This window comes from Pseudomonas sp. FME51 (assembly GCF_014897305.1).
The window spans coordinates 703,403-720,528 of sequence record NZ_JABUYN010000001.1 but is presented as its reverse complement, the minus strand read 5'-3'; the positions used below and the strand labels follow the sequence as shown (position 1 = coordinate 720,528).

Genomic DNA, 17,126 nt, shown 5'->3' with positions numbered 1-17,126 from the left:
GTTAATTAATGCTATATATAGCACCCTAAATATTCATAATAAAAACGATTTGGGAGTGAGGGCATGAGTCGCCGTGTCGCTACGATCACCTTAAACCCGGCCTATGATCTTGTTGGTGCTTGTCCAGCTATTGATATAGGTGGTGTTAATTTAGTCCGAACTGCTGGGCTTAATCCTGCTGGAAAGGGAAATAATGTCGCTAAAGTTCTGCGCGATTTAGGAATAGATATTACGGTTAGCGGATTTATGGGACGCGAAAACCAAGAGGAATTTCAGCATTTTTTCAGTGAAAATGGGATGGCAAACCGTTTTTATCTTGTGTCAGGACGAACACGTATTAATGTGAAATTAACTGAAGGAAAAGGGCAAGTTACAGACTTTAATTTTTCAGGTTTCACGGTAGCAGAGCAAGACTGGCAACGCTTTTCAACAGACTCGCTAAATTGGTTAGGCCATTTTGATATGGTGGTGGTGAGTGGAAGTTTGCCTAAAGGCATTGAACCTGATGCTTTTACTCAATGGATGATTAAATTAAGAAGATTATGTCCATGTATTATTTTCGACAGTAGTCGTGATGCCTTTGTTGCTGGACTGAAAGCTGCGCCTTGGTTAGTAAAGCCTAATCATCGAGAATTAGAAGCATGGATAGGACATGCGCTTACTGAGATGACAGATATTATCAATGCTGCTCATCAACTAAGAGAGAATGGTATTGCTCATGTGGTTATTTCATTAGGTGAAAAAGGCGCTTTATGGGTAAATGCATCAGGAGCTTGGCTAGCAAAACCTCCTCATTGTGATGTCATAAGCACTGTTGGTGCAGGTGATTCAATGGTTGCAGGTTTAGTTTATGGTTTATTAATGAGCCAAACCAGTGAACATACATTGCGCCTTGCGACTGCGATTTCTGCTTTATCTGTCAGTCAGTCGGATGTAGGAATAAAAGACAGAAGTCAACTTGCTGAAATGATGACTCAGATTGAATTAATACCTATTAAATAAAATTTATTAATTGCGGTTTATTGAAAGGTAAACCGCAATTGTAGCTGTAGTAGATATCACAGCGATTAGCGTTGTTGTGATTTTAACCACGCTATTTCATCAGGCCAAATATCTGGATTAATCGTTTCTAAAATAAGTGGAATGCCATCAAAACGGGGATCTTGCATAATATAGCTAAAAGGAACTTTACCAATATTACCTTCACCTAAACTATGATGGCGGTCTACACGACTGGCTAATTCGCTTTTTGCATCATTCAGATGCATGGCTTTTAAGTATTGAAAGCCTACAATCTTTTCAAACTCAGCAAATGTTTTTTCACATTCTTCAACAGTTCTTAGATCATAACCTGCGGCAAAGGTGTGACAAGTATCAATACAAACACCAACACGAGATTTATCTTCGACACCTTCAATAATGGCAGCAAGGTGTTCAAAACGATAACCTAGATTTGTGCCTTGTCCTGCGGTATTTTCAATCACTGCGGTGACGTTGTGTGTTTTATCTAAGGCGATATTAATGGATTGGGCAATCTTTTGTAGGCATTTATCAACATCAATCTTATTTAAGTGGCTACCTGGATGAAAATTGAGTAATTCGATACCCAGTTGTTCGCATCGTTGAAGCTCATCTAAAAAAGCATTTCTTGATTTTTCAAGAGCCTCTTCTTCAGGATGGCCTAAATTAATAAGATAACTGTCATGGGGTAAAATTTGAGAAGGGGCGTATCCATAAGTTTCACAATTTTTTTTGAAGTTATCAATTACTTCTGTGGATAATGGTGCGGCTTTCCACTGGCGCTGATTTTTAGTAAAAAGGGCAAACGCAGTGGCTTTGATTTCATGTGCGCGTAATACCGCCTGATCGACACCACCCGCAGCACTGACATGTGCGCCAACAAATTTCATTACTTCTCTCCTTAGATTTATTTCACACCACGATAACAAACATACAGACTTATAACATCATATTGAGGTCATAAAAGCAAAAAAGCGCAACTGAAAAAGTTGCGCAATAATTAAACATACATCTCAAGGCGGAAATAATGGCTGTTAATTGTTAACTTAAGACATTAACACAGATTGAATAAAGATATTAATAACAGCACCTCCCAGTGTTAACCAGAAGAAAAGGAATAATGCTAATAATAGTGGCTTAACCCCCGCTTGACGGATTGCACTAATATGCGTTGTTAAACCTAAGGCCACCATCGCCATTGCTAATAAAACAGTATCAATGGTTACAATGTAACTAACAATAGACGCTGGAATTAAATTAAAAGAGTTAAAACCAGCCATCAATATAAAAAACACAGCAAACCAAGGAATAGTAATTGGGCTTTTCTCAGTATCTTGTGCGCCATTGTTTGCTTTGCTTTTCTTTTTACTTAAATATGTTGAAAGAATAATTAAGAAAGGCGCTAGCATCATTACACGGATCATCTTACTGATCACCGCTGCATTTTCAGCATCAGGACTAATAGAATGGCCTACGGCAACCACTTGTGCGACTTCGTGAATAGTCGAGCCTGAGAAAATACCAAAGGTTTCTTCCGTAAATGGTAACCAACCTGCAAATGCATTTAAATGATAAAACCAAGGATAAAGGAAAATACCAATAGTCCCGAAAATCACTACAGTAGAAACAGCAACCGCAACTTGGCTTGCTTGTGCTTTAACTACGGGCTCTGTGGCCATCACGGCAGCTGCACCACAAATACTGCTACCCGCCCCAATTAAGATCACCGTTTGTTCATCTAAACCGAAATATTTTCGGCCAACCCACATCGCAATAAGAAAAGTCGATGTTAGCATAATGGCATCTATAATTAAGCCCGTAGCCCCTACATCAGCAATTTGCTGAAACGTCAGTCTAAAGCCATATAGGATAATACCTGTACGTAATAAATAGTGTTTAGCGAATTTAACACCTTCATCACTATAAGGCTTTGCAACAGGGTAAAAGGTATTGCCCACGATAATACCGAATAAAATCGCTAGCGTTAATGCACCTAATCCCATACTCGAAAACCAAGGGATATCACCAATATAAATAGCAAGTGCAGTTAATACACCGGTTAGTAGTAAACCAGGAAGCCAGCGATAGATGGGGGTGAAGCATCTTTTCGCTAATGTAATAGGTTGACTTTGCTCTGACATAGAAAAAACCTGCTTATATGAATTTTGCATAAGCATATAACAAGTAATCTTATTTATTAAATTCATTATTTTTATAATAATAACCACTAAAACTAATATATGTGTATTTTCTTAAATGTGCTTGGTATGTTACTGGTTTGTGGATAGTATGTTATTACAATGACAGTTCAAAGGTGGAATGGATATGCGAATTACGTTGCGGCAACTGGAAGTCTTTACTGAAGTTCTCAAGAGTGGTTCTACAACGCAAGCATCACAACAGCTTGCTTTATCACAATCTGCTGTTAGTGCATCTTTAACTGATCTCGAAAGCCAATTAGGTGTACAGCTTTTCGATAGAGTAGGGAAACGCTTAGTTACTAATGAACATGGGCGGTTACTTTATCCTAAAGCATTATCTTTACTTGAACGCGCCACAGAAATTGAGCAGTTATTCCAAGCCGGAAATGGTGCCTTACGTATTGCTGCAAGTACTACAATAGGAAATTATATTCTTCCGAAAATGCTAGGTAATTTTCACCGTAATTATCCAGATATCCCACTAGAAATGAGCATTGGTAATACTGAAGAAGTAGTAAAGCTAGTCAGTGAGTTTCGTGTCGATTTAGGTTTAATTGAAGGCGCGTGTCAAAGTTCTGAGCTAATTAGTCAAAAATGGCTTTTAGATGAAATGGTTATTTTTTGCTCTCCCGACCACCCATTAGCCAAGGCTTCAAAGGTGACTTTAACCGATTTACAATCAGCGCCTTGGATCTTACGAGAAAATGGATCAGGAACCCGAGATGTCCTTAATCACCTCCTTTTTGCTTCTTTACCCGGCTATCGTATTGAAATGGAGCTAGGTAATTCAGAAGCAATAAAACATGCTGTGATGTATGAAATGGGGATCAGCTGTTTATCTCGCCGAGTTATTGATGAACAGATTAATAATGGTGCATTAAAAGAGATAAAAGTAGAAGGTTTGGCATTACAACGTACCTTATATCTTGTCTATCATCGCCAAAAACACGTCTCTGATGCGCTGAAAAAACTACTGACTTATTGTAATGCCGAGCATTTAATCGGCAATCTTTCATAAATTGCTAATAATTGACGCCCGATTATGAAGGTATCTTATAATCCTTGATCCTTGCTATTCACAAACGACAAATTTGCTACAATCCTTGTCAGGAAAGTGAATATAAAAGTGGAATGTTATGTCAGAACAACAAAAAAGTACTGCGAATTCGGGTGCAGTACAGCCGACTTTGCGCCGAGAATTAAAGGCGCGACATTTAGCGATGATCGCTATTGGTGGTTCAATTGGTACAGGACTTTTTGTCGCATCAGGTGCTACTGTTGCTCAAGCAGGGCCAGGTGGAGCATTACTCTCTTATGCTTTAATTGGGTTGATGGTCTATTTCCTAATGACAAGCCTTGGTGAATTAGCTGCCTTTATGCCTGTATCTGGTTCTTTTTCTACGTATGGTTCTAAATATGTAGAAGAAGGATTTGGTTTCGCATTAGGTTGGAACTATTGGTATAACTGGGCTGTGACTATTGCTGTTGACCTTGTTGCTGCACAATTAGTCATGCTTTATTGGTTCCCTGATATTGACGGTTGGATTTGGAGTGCATTATTCCTAGGTGTTATTTTCTTGCTTAACTATATTTCTGTAAAAGGATTTGGCGAGGCAGAATACTGGTTCTCTTTAATTAAAGTTACTACCGTTATTATCTTCATTATTGTCGGGATTGCGATGATCACTGGCATAATGAGAGGTGCTGAAAACGCAGGTTGGCACAACTGGGAAATTGGTGATGCACCTTTTGCGGGTGGATTTGCTGCTATGATTGGTGTGGCAATGATTGTCGGCTTCTCATTTCAGGGTACTGAACTAATCGGTATTGCGGCGGGTGAATCCAAGGATCCGGCTAAAAATATTCCAAAAGCAGTGCGTAAAGTCTTCTGGCGTATCTTACTGTTCTATATCTTTGCTATTTTAATTATTAGCTTAATTATCCCTTATACCGATCCTAGCTTATTACGTAATGATGTTGGCGATATTAGTGTTAGCCCATTCACGTTAGTCTTTAAGAATGCAGGACTATTATCTGCGGCTGCCATCATGAACGCTGTTATCTTGACTGCAGTACTTTCTGCGGGTAACTCAGGTATGTACGCATCAACACGTATGCTATTTACTTTAGCAAGAGAAGGTAAAGCACCGAAATGCTTTGGTAAATTATCGAAAAACGGTGTACCACGTAATGCACTTTATGCAACAACGGTTGTTGCGGGTCTGTGTTTCTTAAGTTCAATGTACGGTAACCAAACGGTCTATTTGTGGCTATTAAACACATCAGGAATGACCGGTTTTATTGCATGGTTAGGTATTGCGATTAGTCATTATCGTTTTCGTAAAGGTTATGTTGCACAAGGCCGCGATTTAAATGATTTACCTTATCGCTCAGGATTCTTCCCAATTGGCCCAATTTTTGCCTTTATACTGTGTTTAATTATTACATTGGGGCAAAACTACCAAGCATTTTTAGAAGATACAATTGATTGGTATGGCGCAATTGCAACGTACATTGGTATCCCATTATTTTTATTAATCTGGTTTTCTTATAAGATTGTGAAGAAAACCCGCTTTATTCGTTATAACGAAATGGAATTTCCAACGCATATTGAGAATAAAAAATAGCCAATAAAACAAGATAGTAAAATGCCCGTTTTGTGATCTTAATCACTATAAAACGGGCATTTTTTATTTCTATAATCCAAAGATTATAAAAGATATACAAAAATTCCAATTATATTAGCAATCGCATTGATAATTATTATTATTTGCTTTATTGTTAGCGCACAATTTATTTGATGATAAATAAAATGACAGTGCTATTGGTTGTAAATAATATGCTTAATGTAATAAGTCTGATAACAGTTAATCCTTCTGTTGTTCAATACCACAATCAAATAGCTCACCGTCATATAATAATTTACACAGCCAATATAATTCACCGTATAATAATTTGGCAACTCACTTATTTATTAAATAAATTGCTCCAGATTAGTCATTGGATACTTGAATATAAAAAGTACTTGATGAGTTGTACGATATGTTTTTACTTTATTGAACAACGAGTAAAAACAGAACAACGTAAAAAAAAGACTAGGTACAACAATTGATATGAGCATTATGTCGGAACAACTTGCCACAGAAGAGCATGCAAAAAACACATCAGATAATGTTAAAGCACATTATCGTAATATGATGAATAAACGCATGTTATGGCTAGGTGTTATCATTTTTATTATCTGTGGTTCAGTGGTGTTAGATTTCACCATGGGGCCTTCAGGTTTGTCTCTTGATAAATTACTTACAACACTTTTTCAGCCTGAGCTTGTTGATGTAGGTTCTCGGGTGATTGTATGGGATATTCGTTTACCTTACGCCTTAATGGCAGTTGTGGTTGGCATGTCGCTAGGATTAGCGGGTGCAGAAATGCAAACTATTTTAAATAACCCATTAGCAAGTCCATTTACACTAGGTTTATCAAATGCAGCTTCATTTGGTGCGGCATTAGCTATTGTGCTAGGTATTGGTATTCCGGGCATCCCTGATCAATGGTTTATTTCGGCGAACGCATTTCTTTTTGCTTTGCTATCAGCGTTGTTATTAGATGGTATAACCCGTTGGACCCGGGTACCTACATCAGGGGTTGTGCTATTTGGTATTGCGATGGTATTCACCTTTAATGCCTTAGTTTCAATGATGCAATTTATTGCGACAGAAGATACCCTCCAAGGATTGGTTTTCTGGACGATGGGAAGCTTAGCGCGCGCGACATGGGTAAAACTAGGTGTTATGGCTGCTGTCTTTGCTGTGATCATGATAATTTCATGGATGAGTGCATGGAAACTAACCGCATTGCGATTAGGCGAAGATAGAGCAATTAGTTTTGGTATTGATGTAAAAAAATTGAGATTAGGCTCATTAGTGCGCATCAGTATTTTAACGGCACTAGCAGTTGCCTTTGTTGGGCCTATTGCTTTTATTGGTTTAGTGGCACCTCATATTGCCCGCATGATGTTTGGTGAAGATCACCGATTCTATTTACCTGCAAGTGCATTGATTGGCGCATTAGTTTTATCTTTGGCGTCTATTGCCTCTAAAAATTTAATACCTGGTGTCATTATTCCTGTGGGTATTGTGACATCGCTGGTGGGAGTACCGTTTTTCCTCAGTATGATTTTACGTCATAGAGGGAATATATAATGATGGAAGGATTAAAGATCCAAGATTTTAGCACAGGATATGCTAAACACTTGATTATTAAAGCACTTGATGTCGCGCCCTTACCTAAAGGTAAAGTCACCGTATTATTAGGGCCAAATGGCAGTGGGAAATCAACATTATTAAGAGCGTTAGCAGGATTAAATAAATCATCAGGTGTTGTCAGTTTAGATGGGAATAATCTTACATCGATGAATTTTGCACAACGCGCTCAAAATGTGGTTTATTTGCCACAAACATTACCCGCAGGTGTTCATTTACATGTTTTAGAATCCATTATTGTGGCACAGCGTGCTTCTGGTGGATTACATAATGAACATAGCGAAGCTCAGGTAATGCACTTATTACGTCAATTAGGTATTGAGCATTTAGCGTTACGTTATTTAGATGAATTGTCGGGTGGTCAAAAACAATTAGTAGGGCTTGCTCAATCATTAATTAGACAACCCTCTTTATTATTATTGGACGAGCCATTAAGTGCGTTGGATCTTAATTACCAATATCATGTAATGGATTTAGTCGCTAAAGAAACACACCGTAGAAATATTATTACTGTTGTGGTGGTTCACGATATTAATATCGCCTTACGACATGGCGAACATGTATTAATGTTGAAGCAAGGACAATTAATTGCACAGGGCGCGCCAGATAAGGTTATCACGGCACAAAGCCTTGCTGATGTTTACGGTGTTCAAGGTAGATTGGAATATTGTTCACAAGGAATACCTCAAATTATTATTGATGGTTTAGTGGATAAAATAGAGAAGTAAAAAAGAAAGATAAAAAGAAGTTAATATAGGAATGAAGTAAATAAGGATATAAAAATAATATTAAAATAACTAAGGGTAATTAAATTTATTTATTACCCTAATTTCTGAGCAATTGTCGATATATCCATCTATATAAAACATAAAGAATATATATTCTTGGAGATTCGGGAATGGTAGTGTTAAATAAAAATAAAATCGCACTTGGCGTTGTTGCAGCAATTGCATCAAGTTTTATTATGACTGCATCAGCAGAAAATGTTGAAAAACTGCTTGTAACAACCGCTTCAGGGTTTAAACAAACCATTGAAGATGCGCCTGCGTCAGTTTCTGTTGTTACGCGTGAACAACTAGAAACTAAATCTTATCGTGACGTGACTGATGCGCTAAAAGATGTACCTGGCGTATTAGTAACTGGCGGTGGGAGTAGTTCTGATATCAGTATTCGTGGTATGGATCCAAAATATACCATGATCTTGGTTGATGGTAAGCGTGTTGCATCGCGTGAGACGCGTCCTAATAGTGATAACTCGGGTATTGAACAAGGTTGGTTACCGCCTTTACCTGCCATTGAACGTATTGAAGTTGTACGTGGTCCTATGTCTTCTCTATATGGATCTGATGCAATGGGTGGGGTTATCAATATTATTACTCGTAAAGCACAAAAAGAGTGGAATGTAAGTTTGCGTGCTGATAGCACGCTGACAGAACGTCAAAACTCAGGAAATACTGAACAAGGTAGTTTTTATGCAGCAGGTCCATTAATTGATAACCTTCTAGGATTAAAAGTCCAAGGTCAATATTCACATCGTAGTGAAGATAAATTTATGAATGGCTATAATCGTCAAATTACCGCAAGCGGTGGTGGGACATTAAGCTGGACACCAGATGACAAAAACACGGTTGAATTTGAATTTAAAAAGGACAGCCAACATCGAGATGCACGTTGGGAATATTCAGCATCTGAGCGTTCTCGTAAATCTAAAAATAGTGACTTCAGTAAATATGAGTTAACGCAATATGCACTGACTCATGACGGTGTTTATGATTTTGGTACGATGAATACATATATTCAACGTGACGAGAATAATAATCCAAGTCGTAAAATGGAATACAATGATACGACTATACGTAATCAAACGGTATTTATGTTAGATGCACATACATTAAGTGTCGGTGCTCAATATCGCTTTGAAGAGTTAAAAGATAGCAACAATCATTTAGATAAAGGCAGCAAACTCGATCGTTATAGTTGGGCACTGTTTGCTGAAGACGAATGGGCGCTTACAAATGATTTCGCTTTAACCGGCGGTTTACGTATGGATAAAGACGAAAACTACGGTACGCATTGGACACCTCGTGTTTACGGTGTTTGGCATATGGCTGATGAATGGACGTTAAAAGGGGGCGTTTCTACTGGCTATCGTTCACCAGATCTACGCCAAGCAACCAAAACTTGGGGACAAGCAACGGGTGGCTCTGGTGGTAATGCTGTGATTTACGGTAATCCAGATCTGAAACCTGAAAAATCAGTAACTGAAGAAATTGGTATTATTTGGGACAACCGTGACAACTTAACGGCAAGTGTTACTATTTATAATACTGACTTTAAAGATAAAATTACTGAACGTCGCATTTGTGATGATAAAGGCGTGTTACCGACATGTACCAAAGAGCAAGGATATGGTCACCAATATGACTTTATCAGTACGCGCGAAAATGTAGATAAAGCCAATATGCGCGGTATCGAGGTTACAGGTAACTGGACAATTTCACCAGAGTGGAATTTAGCCGCTAACTATACCTTTACGGATTCAGAGCAGAAGAGTGGTGCATTTAGTGGTAAGCCACTGAATAAACAGCCTCGTCATATGGCTAATGCGACCTTAAACTGGGAAACAACGCCAGAAATGGAAACGTGGGCGCGTATTAACTTCCGTGGCAAAACATCGGATTATTTATCGCGTACCAGCATGGCAACAGGAACACCTTCTTATGCGTTTGTTGATATTGGGACCAGCTACAGCTTAACCAAACAGCTTAATGTGATTGGTGGCGTCTATAATGTGTTTGATCGTCGTATTAATTATGAAAACTTTAATACTACATTAGAAGGTCGTCGTTATAACCTTGGTTTGAACTACAACTTCTAATTTATTCCCCCTCAGTTTGTGTCATTAAGACTCCATTTGTGGAGTCTTTTTTTATCACTCATTTCGTTTTATTTGTTCAAAATTAATACTGGAAAATTTAAATATTGAGGTTTATATTTAGCTCAATAAATCATCTTATCAATCACTTTATTCTGACTATTAAATTGTTATTTCTACGTGTTATTTATCGTTTTTTCCTTAATTTATTTACTAACATTTTTATTGTGCGAAATAGACCTATAAAAAATAGGTGTTTTTTATTAAAAAATGTTTTTTTGAAAAATGGAAATGGATTTTAACAAAACCATAGCATTAATCTTATTAATGCATTTCAAATGCTTTATTTTGATGCTTTGGTATTGAAAATAAATTTAATTTAGCTCTTAGTCTTTATTTATTAATTGGTTACGTGTGTGTGTTTTTAATTAAAATTCTATTTTTCTAAATGTTTACATCTTAGTGTTTGTAATAAAAGCACAATAGTTGTTAATTAAATGTGGCATTATATATTGACTTAGTTTGCGATTTAAAAAGATCGTAAAAAAAGAGGTTTTTTTGATGAAAATGTATTGCTATTTAAGTCTGAGACGTGCAAAATGCGCCCACTAAAAATATGACTGATGCGTTTAATGTGCATCGGTTTTTTTTTGCATTTTTACTTATTACTACACCAAGAGGTCAGATTCGTTTGAATCTGAATAGATAATATAATTTGATTAGCAGCCAGCCCCTTAGAGAAAGGGTTGTCATGATAGAGGAATGCTAATATGGTACAATTATTCTCTTTCGCAGTTGGGCCGAACGGCACCTGCGGTAATGATGACTACGGAGCACGGCGTCTCCTAAATACATACACATCCCTAAAAACTTCATTCTATTCTGTTTATAGGCAGATGCGAAGTCTTCCCAGTAACTGTCGGTTGAGTTTATTGAATACTCAAACCGAAGTTATGGGAGGATTCGCGAATGTCAGATAACGTCATTTCCTCTATCGGCACCAACCAAACCGGTGCTAACAATCGAGTTCAACTCCGTAAAACATTGACCCTAATGCAGGTAGTCATGATGGGGCTCGCTTTTTTACAGCCTATGACTATTTTCGATACCTTTGGTATCGTTTCTGGCATTACCGATGGGCATGTTGCGACATCTTATGCAATTGCACTCATTGCTATTTTATTTACAGCAATCAGCTACGGGAAACTAGTTAAACGTTTTCCATCGGCCGGTTCTGCCTATACTTATGCTCAAAAATCCATGAGTCCCTATGTTGGCTTTATGGTGGGTTGGTCTTCATTATTAGATTATTTATTTATGCCAATGATTAATATATTGCTGGCAAAAATCTATTTAGAAGCCATATTCCCAAGTGTTGATCCGTGGATCTTTGTATTTTCTTTAGTAGCAATAATGACATTTTTTAACTTACGTGGCATTAATGTTGTTGCTAACTTAAATACAATTATTGTTATTGTTCAAGTTGCCGTGATGATTGTCTTTGTCGGGCTACTTATCCACGGTGTATATAATGGAGAAGGTGCAGGGGAGTTATGGACAATTCGTCCGTTCGCATCAGTTGATGCTGAATTAATACCGATGATAACGGGAGCAACCATTCTTTGTTTCTCATTCTTAGGTTTTGATGGTATCAGCACATTATCTGAAGAAACGCCAAATGCGGGTAAAGTTATTCCGAAAGCGATTTTCTTAACGGCGCTGATCGGTGGACTAATCTTTATTATTGTATCTTACTTTTTACAGTTATATTTCCCTGATATTTCACGCTTTGAAAAACCAGATGAATCACAACCAGAAATTATGCTGTATGTTGCTGGTGCCCTTTTTCAGTCAATTATTTTAGTATTCTCTTGTGTGACTGTTTTAGCATCGGGTATGGCTGCCCATGCGGGTGTTTCTCGTCTACTTTATGTTATGGGGCGAGATGGTGTTTTCCCTGAAAAAACGTTTGGTTATGTACATCCAAAATGGCGTACGCCAGCGTTTAACGTCTTGCTTGTCGGTTTCTTAGCGTTAGGTGCAGTGTTCTTTGATTTAGTGACAGCAACAGCATTGATTAATTTTGGTGCATTGGTTGCTTTTACTTTTGTTAACTTATCTGTTATTTCGCAATTTTATATTCGTGAGCGTCGTAATAAAGGGTTAATGGATAATATTAACTATTTAATACTGCCCATTATAGGGGCGGCAACGATAGGTGTTTTATGGATAAATCTTGAACCAGGTTCAATGAAATTAGGCTTGGTTTGGGGGGCAATTGGTCTACTTTATATGGTGTGGCTCACACGCCGGTTCCGTCGACCAATGCCACAAATGCCAGAAAAATGATATTATAAAAATTGTAATAATAAACATAAAATGGCCTCATTATTGAGGCCATTTTTTTGTATTGAAAAAAGAATAGAGAGTGATAAATAATAAATTGGCTGGTTTGTGTACAATGAAATTAAATATATCTACTTATTGAATAAAAAATTAAAAATAATTTTATATTGAATCTAAGTATTTTCCTAGGTAATGATAATTAGGTAAAATAACGTATTTCATGTGCGATAAAATATTTTTCTAGATTTGTTTAAATGTGAATATACATATGAAAAATAAAGAATATATATTTAAAATAAAATTTTAAGTATTATATTGATACTCAATTAAAGATTAGTCAAATATCCTAAAAATAAAGAAAATACTTTATAAATAAAGTTTTTTAAATAATTATCCTTATGCGATTTAAACTTACTCTATGAGTAAACTTTGATTGTTGTGCTATTCTTTGAAGGAGTTAGTAAATATATTTCCTTGAAATTTATCTGATAAGATAATTAAGGGAATATAACTAATTTCAATAGGCGATTTATTTAAAAACGAAAGGTAACAATATGTCTTTAATTAAGAAAGTTGCTCCGTTTATTGTGTTGTCTGGATTTATGGTTGCAGGTAATGCTTTTGCTGCAACACAGGGTACAACTGTGTCATTCGAAGCATTAATTCGTGCCGCAAGTTGTGATGTTTCTTCAACAACAGAAGGTTCTAGAATTGATTGGGGAACTTTCACAAGTGATGAAGTTACTGGCAAAAACGTCGGTGATCAATTAGGAGATAACAAGACGTTTAATTTAGAGCTTTCTAATTGTACAGCAGCATTAGCAGCTGATGGAACAATCAATCTTTATGCTCGTGGTAATAAATCAAACTTTGATTCTGAAATGTTTGCTAATGCAACAGCAGCTTCTTTAGCGGTAAAATTGTTAGCAACAGCAAGTAATACTTTAGTTAAACCAAATGTTGAAACAGGTCTGACATTAGGACAAGAGATCATTAAAGACGGCACTGGTCGTATTCCGATGACTGCTGGTCTGTATTTAACAAACGGTGCAGTAACAAGTGATGAATTAAAAGTACCAGTTACTTTTACTGTTGCTTATAACTAATATTACTTAATTTTTAGAGGCTCTATCTAATAGAGCCTCTCATTAAAGAAGAAATATAATGATTAAAATTACAAATAGAATAAAAAAATTTTTTGTTATTTTACTAATGATTATATCTCCACTTGCTTATTCCAAAGGTGTGGGTTTAAACGCTACACGTATTATTTATCCTGAAGGTGAGAATAGTGTAGGGGTCATCGTTCGTAATGAAGAACCAAAAATAAATTATTTGGTACAAGCCTATATTTCCTCTGATGAAAACCCAATTGTATTTCAAGTCACTCCACCTCTTTTTAGAATTAATAGTTTATCAAGGCATGAAGTAAAAATTTATGCCATGAGTAATTCTTTACCGAAAGATAGAGAAAGTATTTTTTATTTTCATGCAAAGATGATCCCTGGACAAAACAACAATACTGACACAGCGGGTCTAAGTGTGGGATTTGATAATGTCATAAAACTTTTCTACCGACCTAAAAATTTGCCGATGACATCAGAGGACGCGCAAAAGAAATTAGGATTTAGTGTGGAAGGAAAACAGTTAAAGGTAGTCAATAATTCTCCTTATTACGTCAATTTTGCTGGTTTTTTTGTCAACAATATAAAGCTAGATGTTAGTTTGGCCAATAATAATGCCATGATCGCGCCTTATAGTTCGATAAAATATGCCTTACCTACAGGTGTAACTAAAGGAAGTGTTCAATGGCGTACAATAGATGATTTAGGTGGATTTAATGAACATAAAGCCACATTTTAAACCAATTGTATTGGGCGCATTATTAACTTGTATCTCTTTTTATGGATATAGCGCTATTGATGATTCTGCGGTTGTTATCGTAAAAGGCTCAGTAACAAAAGGAACGTGCGCTTTTACTTTATCCGATCAAACGGTGAAGTTTTCTCAATCAACATTAATGCAAAATATTGATGAAATAGGTGTAAAAAAGGAAAATAAAATACCTTTTTCAGTTAATTATCTTTGCCAAGATTATGTTGATGAAACACCTGATATGGAAGTTGTTATAAAAGCGGGATCAGGAACACAAATTGTAAATAACAAAATATCACCGGTGAATAATCTAACTAATGCGAGTTTTGCTCTATACGATTGTAAAGATGATCATTGTTCTTTAGTTAATTTTAATGCTGGAACAAGTTCTGTTTATATTACAACAGGAAATGGTAATAAAAATAAAGATTTTGAAGTCGAGCTCGTTAAGAAAGACAGTTCTGCGGTTAACCCCGGTACGCTAAAAGCAATATTAGCATTAACGCTTGTACAACCTTGAGAAAGTAAATATGAATATATTTCTATTGAAAAGGAGTTTGTTAAGTTTATTTATTACACTAGCACTATTTATTAGTTTTAGTGCTCAAAGTATTGAATTTGACTTTAAAGTGACCATTGATAAACAGACCTGCAAGCTCTCAGTATTAGGAACAAGTAACAATGAAGTTGATTTTGGCAGTATTCAGTCGAATAAAATTAAAAATAATCTTATAGAACCTATTCCGATAAAGGTATTACTGAGTGACTGTAAAACGAATGACTTTTTTGATACTTATGTGACGATGAAGGCAAAAAGCACTTTAAATACGATTACTTTTAATGATGATCTCAATAAAAGTTTTGGTATCAGAGTATCAAGTAAAAATAACGTTGCTCAATCTAATACTAATGCAGACTTTTTTAAATCTGAAGATACGGTTTGGAATAACATAAGTAAAGATAAATTAGAAAAAACACTTTATACCTATGTTAAATGCAAAGATCCCACAGTTTGTGATCCCGAATCTGGAGAGTTTTCGGCAACGTTAACTTTTTCGTATATCGTTGATTAAGATATTATATGAATAATTTTATTATAAAAATTTCCGTTATTTTAATATTAGCTTTTAGTTATTTTAATGCTAACGCTCAAGGAGTTAGTTTAGGCAAAACACGCGTTATTTTTTCGGAAGGTAGTTCAAGTGAAAGTGTAACTATTTCTAATGATGATAATCAACCTTATTTAATACAAGCTGGCGTTACTGAAAGAATTGATGGAAATTTGTCATCTAATTTTATTGTTACTCCTCCTGTGTTTCGTTTAGAAAACAAGAGTGTATCATCTTTACGTATTTTATTAAAAGATACTCAAGATTTACCCAATGACAAAGAGTCACTCTTTTATTTGAATACAAAAATTATACCCTCTACTAAACGACCTGATGAAAGTGAATCACAGGAATCAAAATTAGTATTAATAACTAATTTTGTGATTAAAGTCATTTATCGATCTGAAAATATAGCAAGGCCTTCAGAAAAAGATTACAAAAAAATCTTTATTAAAGAACAGGAAGGAAAGTGGTTTTTAGATAATCCAACTCCATATTATATGACATTGACATCAATTAAAGTTAATAATGAAAAATATAATAAAACTTTCTTATTAGCACCTTATAGCAAAACTGAATTGGTAGAAATATCAATAAAAGAAGCTAGTTGGCATATCATTAACGACTATGGTGAATTATCAAAAGAATTCAAATATAAGGACTAATGAAATGAAGGTTTTAAATAGTCGTGTTTTTTCTATTACTACTTTGATATTGGTTTTTTTTTATTGCCAATTAGTATGGTCTGCTAATAATGCATTTGAATTTTCATTACAAAGAATGACATATAATGAAAGTAGTAAAAGCATTTCTATTGGCTTAAGAAATAATGAAAAAAAAGCGTATCTCGTTCAAGCGAGTATGAGATGGTTAGATGAATCTACGGGGTTACAATTAATTGATAAAAAAGAGAGTCCTCCTTTTATTTTAACTCCGCTATTACAAAAAATAGAACCTGAAGAATACTATGAGTGGGTAATTAAGTTTACTGGCTCAGAAAGTGCATTACTAACAGATAGAGAGAGTGTTTATATTTCTCAATTTCGATTAATACCATCCACATCTGAAGAAACTTCAAATGTGCAGATGAACTTTATTAGGGCATTAAATTTTAAAATATATTATCGGCCAAAATCTCTTGAAGGTATAAAAATAAAAGATGCAGAAAAAAAATTATCATTTTTAATTGATGGTAATAAAATAATTGCTAAAAATAATTCACCTATTTATCTAGCTTTTAACACGATAAAGATAAATGGAAAAGAGATCGAGTTGCAAGAGTTATCGAAAAATGTACCTCCATTTGGTACGCAAGAATACTTATTTTTGAATAAAGAAAATATTACATCTATTCATTGGCAGGTATTAGATGAGTTTATGTTCCCATTAGATGAAAAAATGAAAACAGTAAATTAAAAAATTTATAAAAATATCTATT

General features: G+C 35.6%; 15 protein-coding genes. 13 read left to right on the top strand and 2 right to left on the bottom strand.

Annotation, left to right across the window (positions count from 1 at the left end; genetic code table 11):
• The first annotated feature begins 63 nt into the window (after nucleotides 1-63).
• A complete protein-coding gene (gene fruK, locus INT39_RS03385; protein ID WP_193014322.1) occupies nucleotides 64-1,002 on the top strand; it encodes a 1-phosphofructokinase in 939 nt (312 codons plus the stop codon).
• 65 nt (nucleotides 1,003-1,067) lie between these two features.
• Here fruK and nfo read toward each other — a convergent pair whose 3' ends face one another.
• Nucleotides 1,068-1,910, bottom strand: coding sequence for a deoxyribonuclease IV (nfo, locus tag INT39_RS03380; RefSeq protein ID WP_193014323.1), 843 nt, complete (start codon nucleotides 1,908-1,910; stop codon nucleotides 1,068-1,070).
• 156 nt (nucleotides 1,911-2,066) lie between these two features.
• Nucleotides 2,067-3,161: a YeiH family protein gene (locus tag INT39_RS03375; RefSeq protein WP_193014324.1), complete on the bottom strand. Its 1,095-nt coding sequence runs from the start codon at nucleotides 3,159-3,161 to the stop codon at nucleotides 2,067-2,069.
• 184 nt (nucleotides 3,162-3,345) lie between these two features.
• On the opposite strand from INT39_RS03375, the gene yieE reads away from it, so the two are divergent.
• From yieE to INT39_RS03315, 12 genes are all read left to right on the top strand, one after another.
• Entirely contained in the window at nucleotides 3,346-4,239 is an 894-nt protein-coding gene (yieE, locus tag INT39_RS03370; protein ID WP_193014325.1) for a DNA-binding transcriptional regulator YeiE, read from the top strand.
• A 118-nt stretch (nucleotides 4,240-4,357) separates the two neighbouring features.
• On the top strand, nucleotides 4,358-5,848 hold the full coding sequence (locus INT39_RS03365; RefSeq protein ID WP_193014326.1) for an amino acid permease: 1,491 nt from the start codon (nucleotides 4,358-4,360) through the stop codon (nucleotides 5,846-5,848).
• Between the two features lie 567 nt (nucleotides 5,849-6,415).
• Nucleotides 6,416-7,423, top strand: coding sequence for a FecCD family ABC transporter permease (locus INT39_RS03360; protein WP_226893929.1), 1,008 nt, complete (start codon nucleotides 6,416-6,418; stop codon nucleotides 7,421-7,423).
• Entirely contained in the window at nucleotides 7,423-8,211 is a 789-nt protein-coding gene (locus INT39_RS03355) for an ABC transporter ATP-binding protein (RefSeq protein ID WP_193014328.1), read from the top strand. Before INT39_RS03360 ends, INT39_RS03355 begins: the two co-directional genes overlap by 1 nt.
• Nucleotides 8,212-8,381: 170 nt before the next feature.
• Complete coding sequence (locus INT39_RS03350; protein ID WP_193014329.1) at nucleotides 8,382-10,361, top strand: ligand-gated channel protein; 1,980 nt, start codon at nucleotides 8,382-8,384, stop codon at nucleotides 10,359-10,361.
• Nucleotides 10,362-11,327: 966 nt separating this feature from the next.
• The gene (locus INT39_RS03345; RefSeq protein WP_193014330.1) at nucleotides 11,328-12,707 is read left to right on the top strand and encodes an APC family permease; all 1,380 of its coding nucleotides are present in this window, start codon (nucleotides 11,328-11,330) and stop codon (nucleotides 12,705-12,707) included.
• A gap of 551 nt (nucleotides 12,708-13,258) precedes the next feature.
• Nucleotides 13,259-13,810, top strand: a complete 552-nt coding sequence (locus INT39_RS03340) for a fimbrial protein (RefSeq protein ID WP_075674306.1) — start codon at nucleotides 13,259-13,261, stop codon at nucleotides 13,808-13,810.
• A 58-nt stretch (nucleotides 13,811-13,868) separates the two neighbouring features.
• A complete protein-coding gene (locus INT39_RS03335; RefSeq protein WP_193014331.1) occupies nucleotides 13,869-14,567 on the top strand; it encodes a molecular chaperone in 699 nt (232 codons plus the stop codon).
• Nucleotides 14,545-15,099: a fimbrial protein gene (locus INT39_RS03330; protein ID WP_193014332.1), complete on the top strand. Its 555-nt coding sequence runs from the start codon at nucleotides 14,545-14,547 to the stop codon at nucleotides 15,097-15,099. Before INT39_RS03335 ends, INT39_RS03330 begins: the two co-directional genes overlap by 23 nt.
• A gap of 10 nt (nucleotides 15,100-15,109) precedes the next feature.
• A complete protein-coding gene (locus INT39_RS03325) occupies nucleotides 15,110-15,652 on the top strand; it encodes a fimbrial protein (RefSeq protein ID WP_193014333.1) in 543 nt (180 codons plus the stop codon).
• A gap of 8 nt (nucleotides 15,653-15,660) precedes the next feature.
• Nucleotides 15,661-16,353, top strand: a complete 693-nt coding sequence (locus INT39_RS03320) for a molecular chaperone (protein ID WP_193014334.1) — start codon at nucleotides 15,661-15,663, stop codon at nucleotides 16,351-16,353.
• A gap of 4 nt (nucleotides 16,354-16,357) precedes the next feature.
• Entirely contained in the window at nucleotides 16,358-17,104 is a 747-nt protein-coding gene (locus INT39_RS03315) for a molecular chaperone (RefSeq protein ID WP_193014335.1), read from the top strand.
• The last annotated feature ends 22 nt before the right edge of the window (nucleotides 17,105-17,126 follow it).

What these genes read in the sequence shown, in the direction of transcription:
- INT39_RS03315 (WP_193014335.1), top strand. Translation starts at nt 16,358, where the DNA reads ATGAAGGTTTTAAATAGTCGTGTTTTTTCTATTACTACTTTGATATTG.
- INT39_RS03375 (WP_193014324.1), bottom strand. Translation starts at nt 3,161, where the DNA reads ATGTCAGAGCAAAGTCAACCTATTACATTAGCGAAAAGATGCTTCACC.
- fruK (WP_193014322.1), top strand. Translation starts at nt 64, where the DNA reads ATGAGTCGCCGTGTCGCTACGATCACCTTAAACCCGGCCTATGATCTT.
- INT39_RS03360 (WP_226893929.1), top strand. Translation starts at nt 6,416, where the DNA reads ATGATGAATAAACGCATGTTATGGCTAGGTGTTATCATTTTTATTATC.
- INT39_RS03345 (WP_193014330.1), top strand. Translation starts at nt 11,328, where the DNA reads ATGTCAGATAACGTCATTTCCTCTATCGGCACCAACCAAACCGGTGCT.
- INT39_RS03325 (WP_193014333.1), top strand. Translation starts at nt 15,110, where the DNA reads ATGAATATATTTCTATTGAAAAGGAGTTTGTTAAGTTTATTTATTACA.
- nfo (WP_193014323.1), bottom strand. Translation starts at nt 1,910, where the DNA reads ATGAAATTTGTTGGCGCACATGTCAGTGCTGCGGGTGGTGTCGATCAG.
- INT39_RS03320 (WP_193014334.1), top strand. Translation starts at nt 15,661, where the DNA reads ATGAATAATTTTATTATAAAAATTTCCGTTATTTTAATATTAGCTTTT.
- INT39_RS03350 (WP_193014329.1), top strand. Translation starts at nt 8,382, where the DNA reads ATGGTAGTGTTAAATAAAAATAAAATCGCACTTGGCGTTGTTGCAGCA.
- INT39_RS03330 (WP_193014332.1), top strand. Translation starts at nt 14,545, where the DNA reads ATGAACATAAAGCCACATTTTAAACCAATTGTATTGGGCGCATTATTA.
- yieE (WP_193014325.1), top strand. Translation starts at nt 3,346, where the DNA reads ATGCGAATTACGTTGCGGCAACTGGAAGTCTTTACTGAAGTTCTCAAG.
- INT39_RS03340 (WP_075674306.1), top strand. Translation starts at nt 13,259, where the DNA reads ATGTCTTTAATTAAGAAAGTTGCTCCGTTTATTGTGTTGTCTGGATTT.
- INT39_RS03355 (WP_193014328.1), top strand. Translation starts at nt 7,423, where the DNA reads ATGATGGAAGGATTAAAGATCCAAGATTTTAGCACAGGATATGCTAAA.
- INT39_RS03335 (WP_193014331.1), top strand. Translation starts at nt 13,869, where the DNA reads ATGATTAAAATTACAAATAGAATAAAAAAATTTTTTGTTATTTTACTA.
- INT39_RS03365 (WP_193014326.1), top strand. Translation starts at nt 4,358, where the DNA reads ATGTCAGAACAACAAAAAAGTACTGCGAATTCGGGTGCAGTACAGCCG.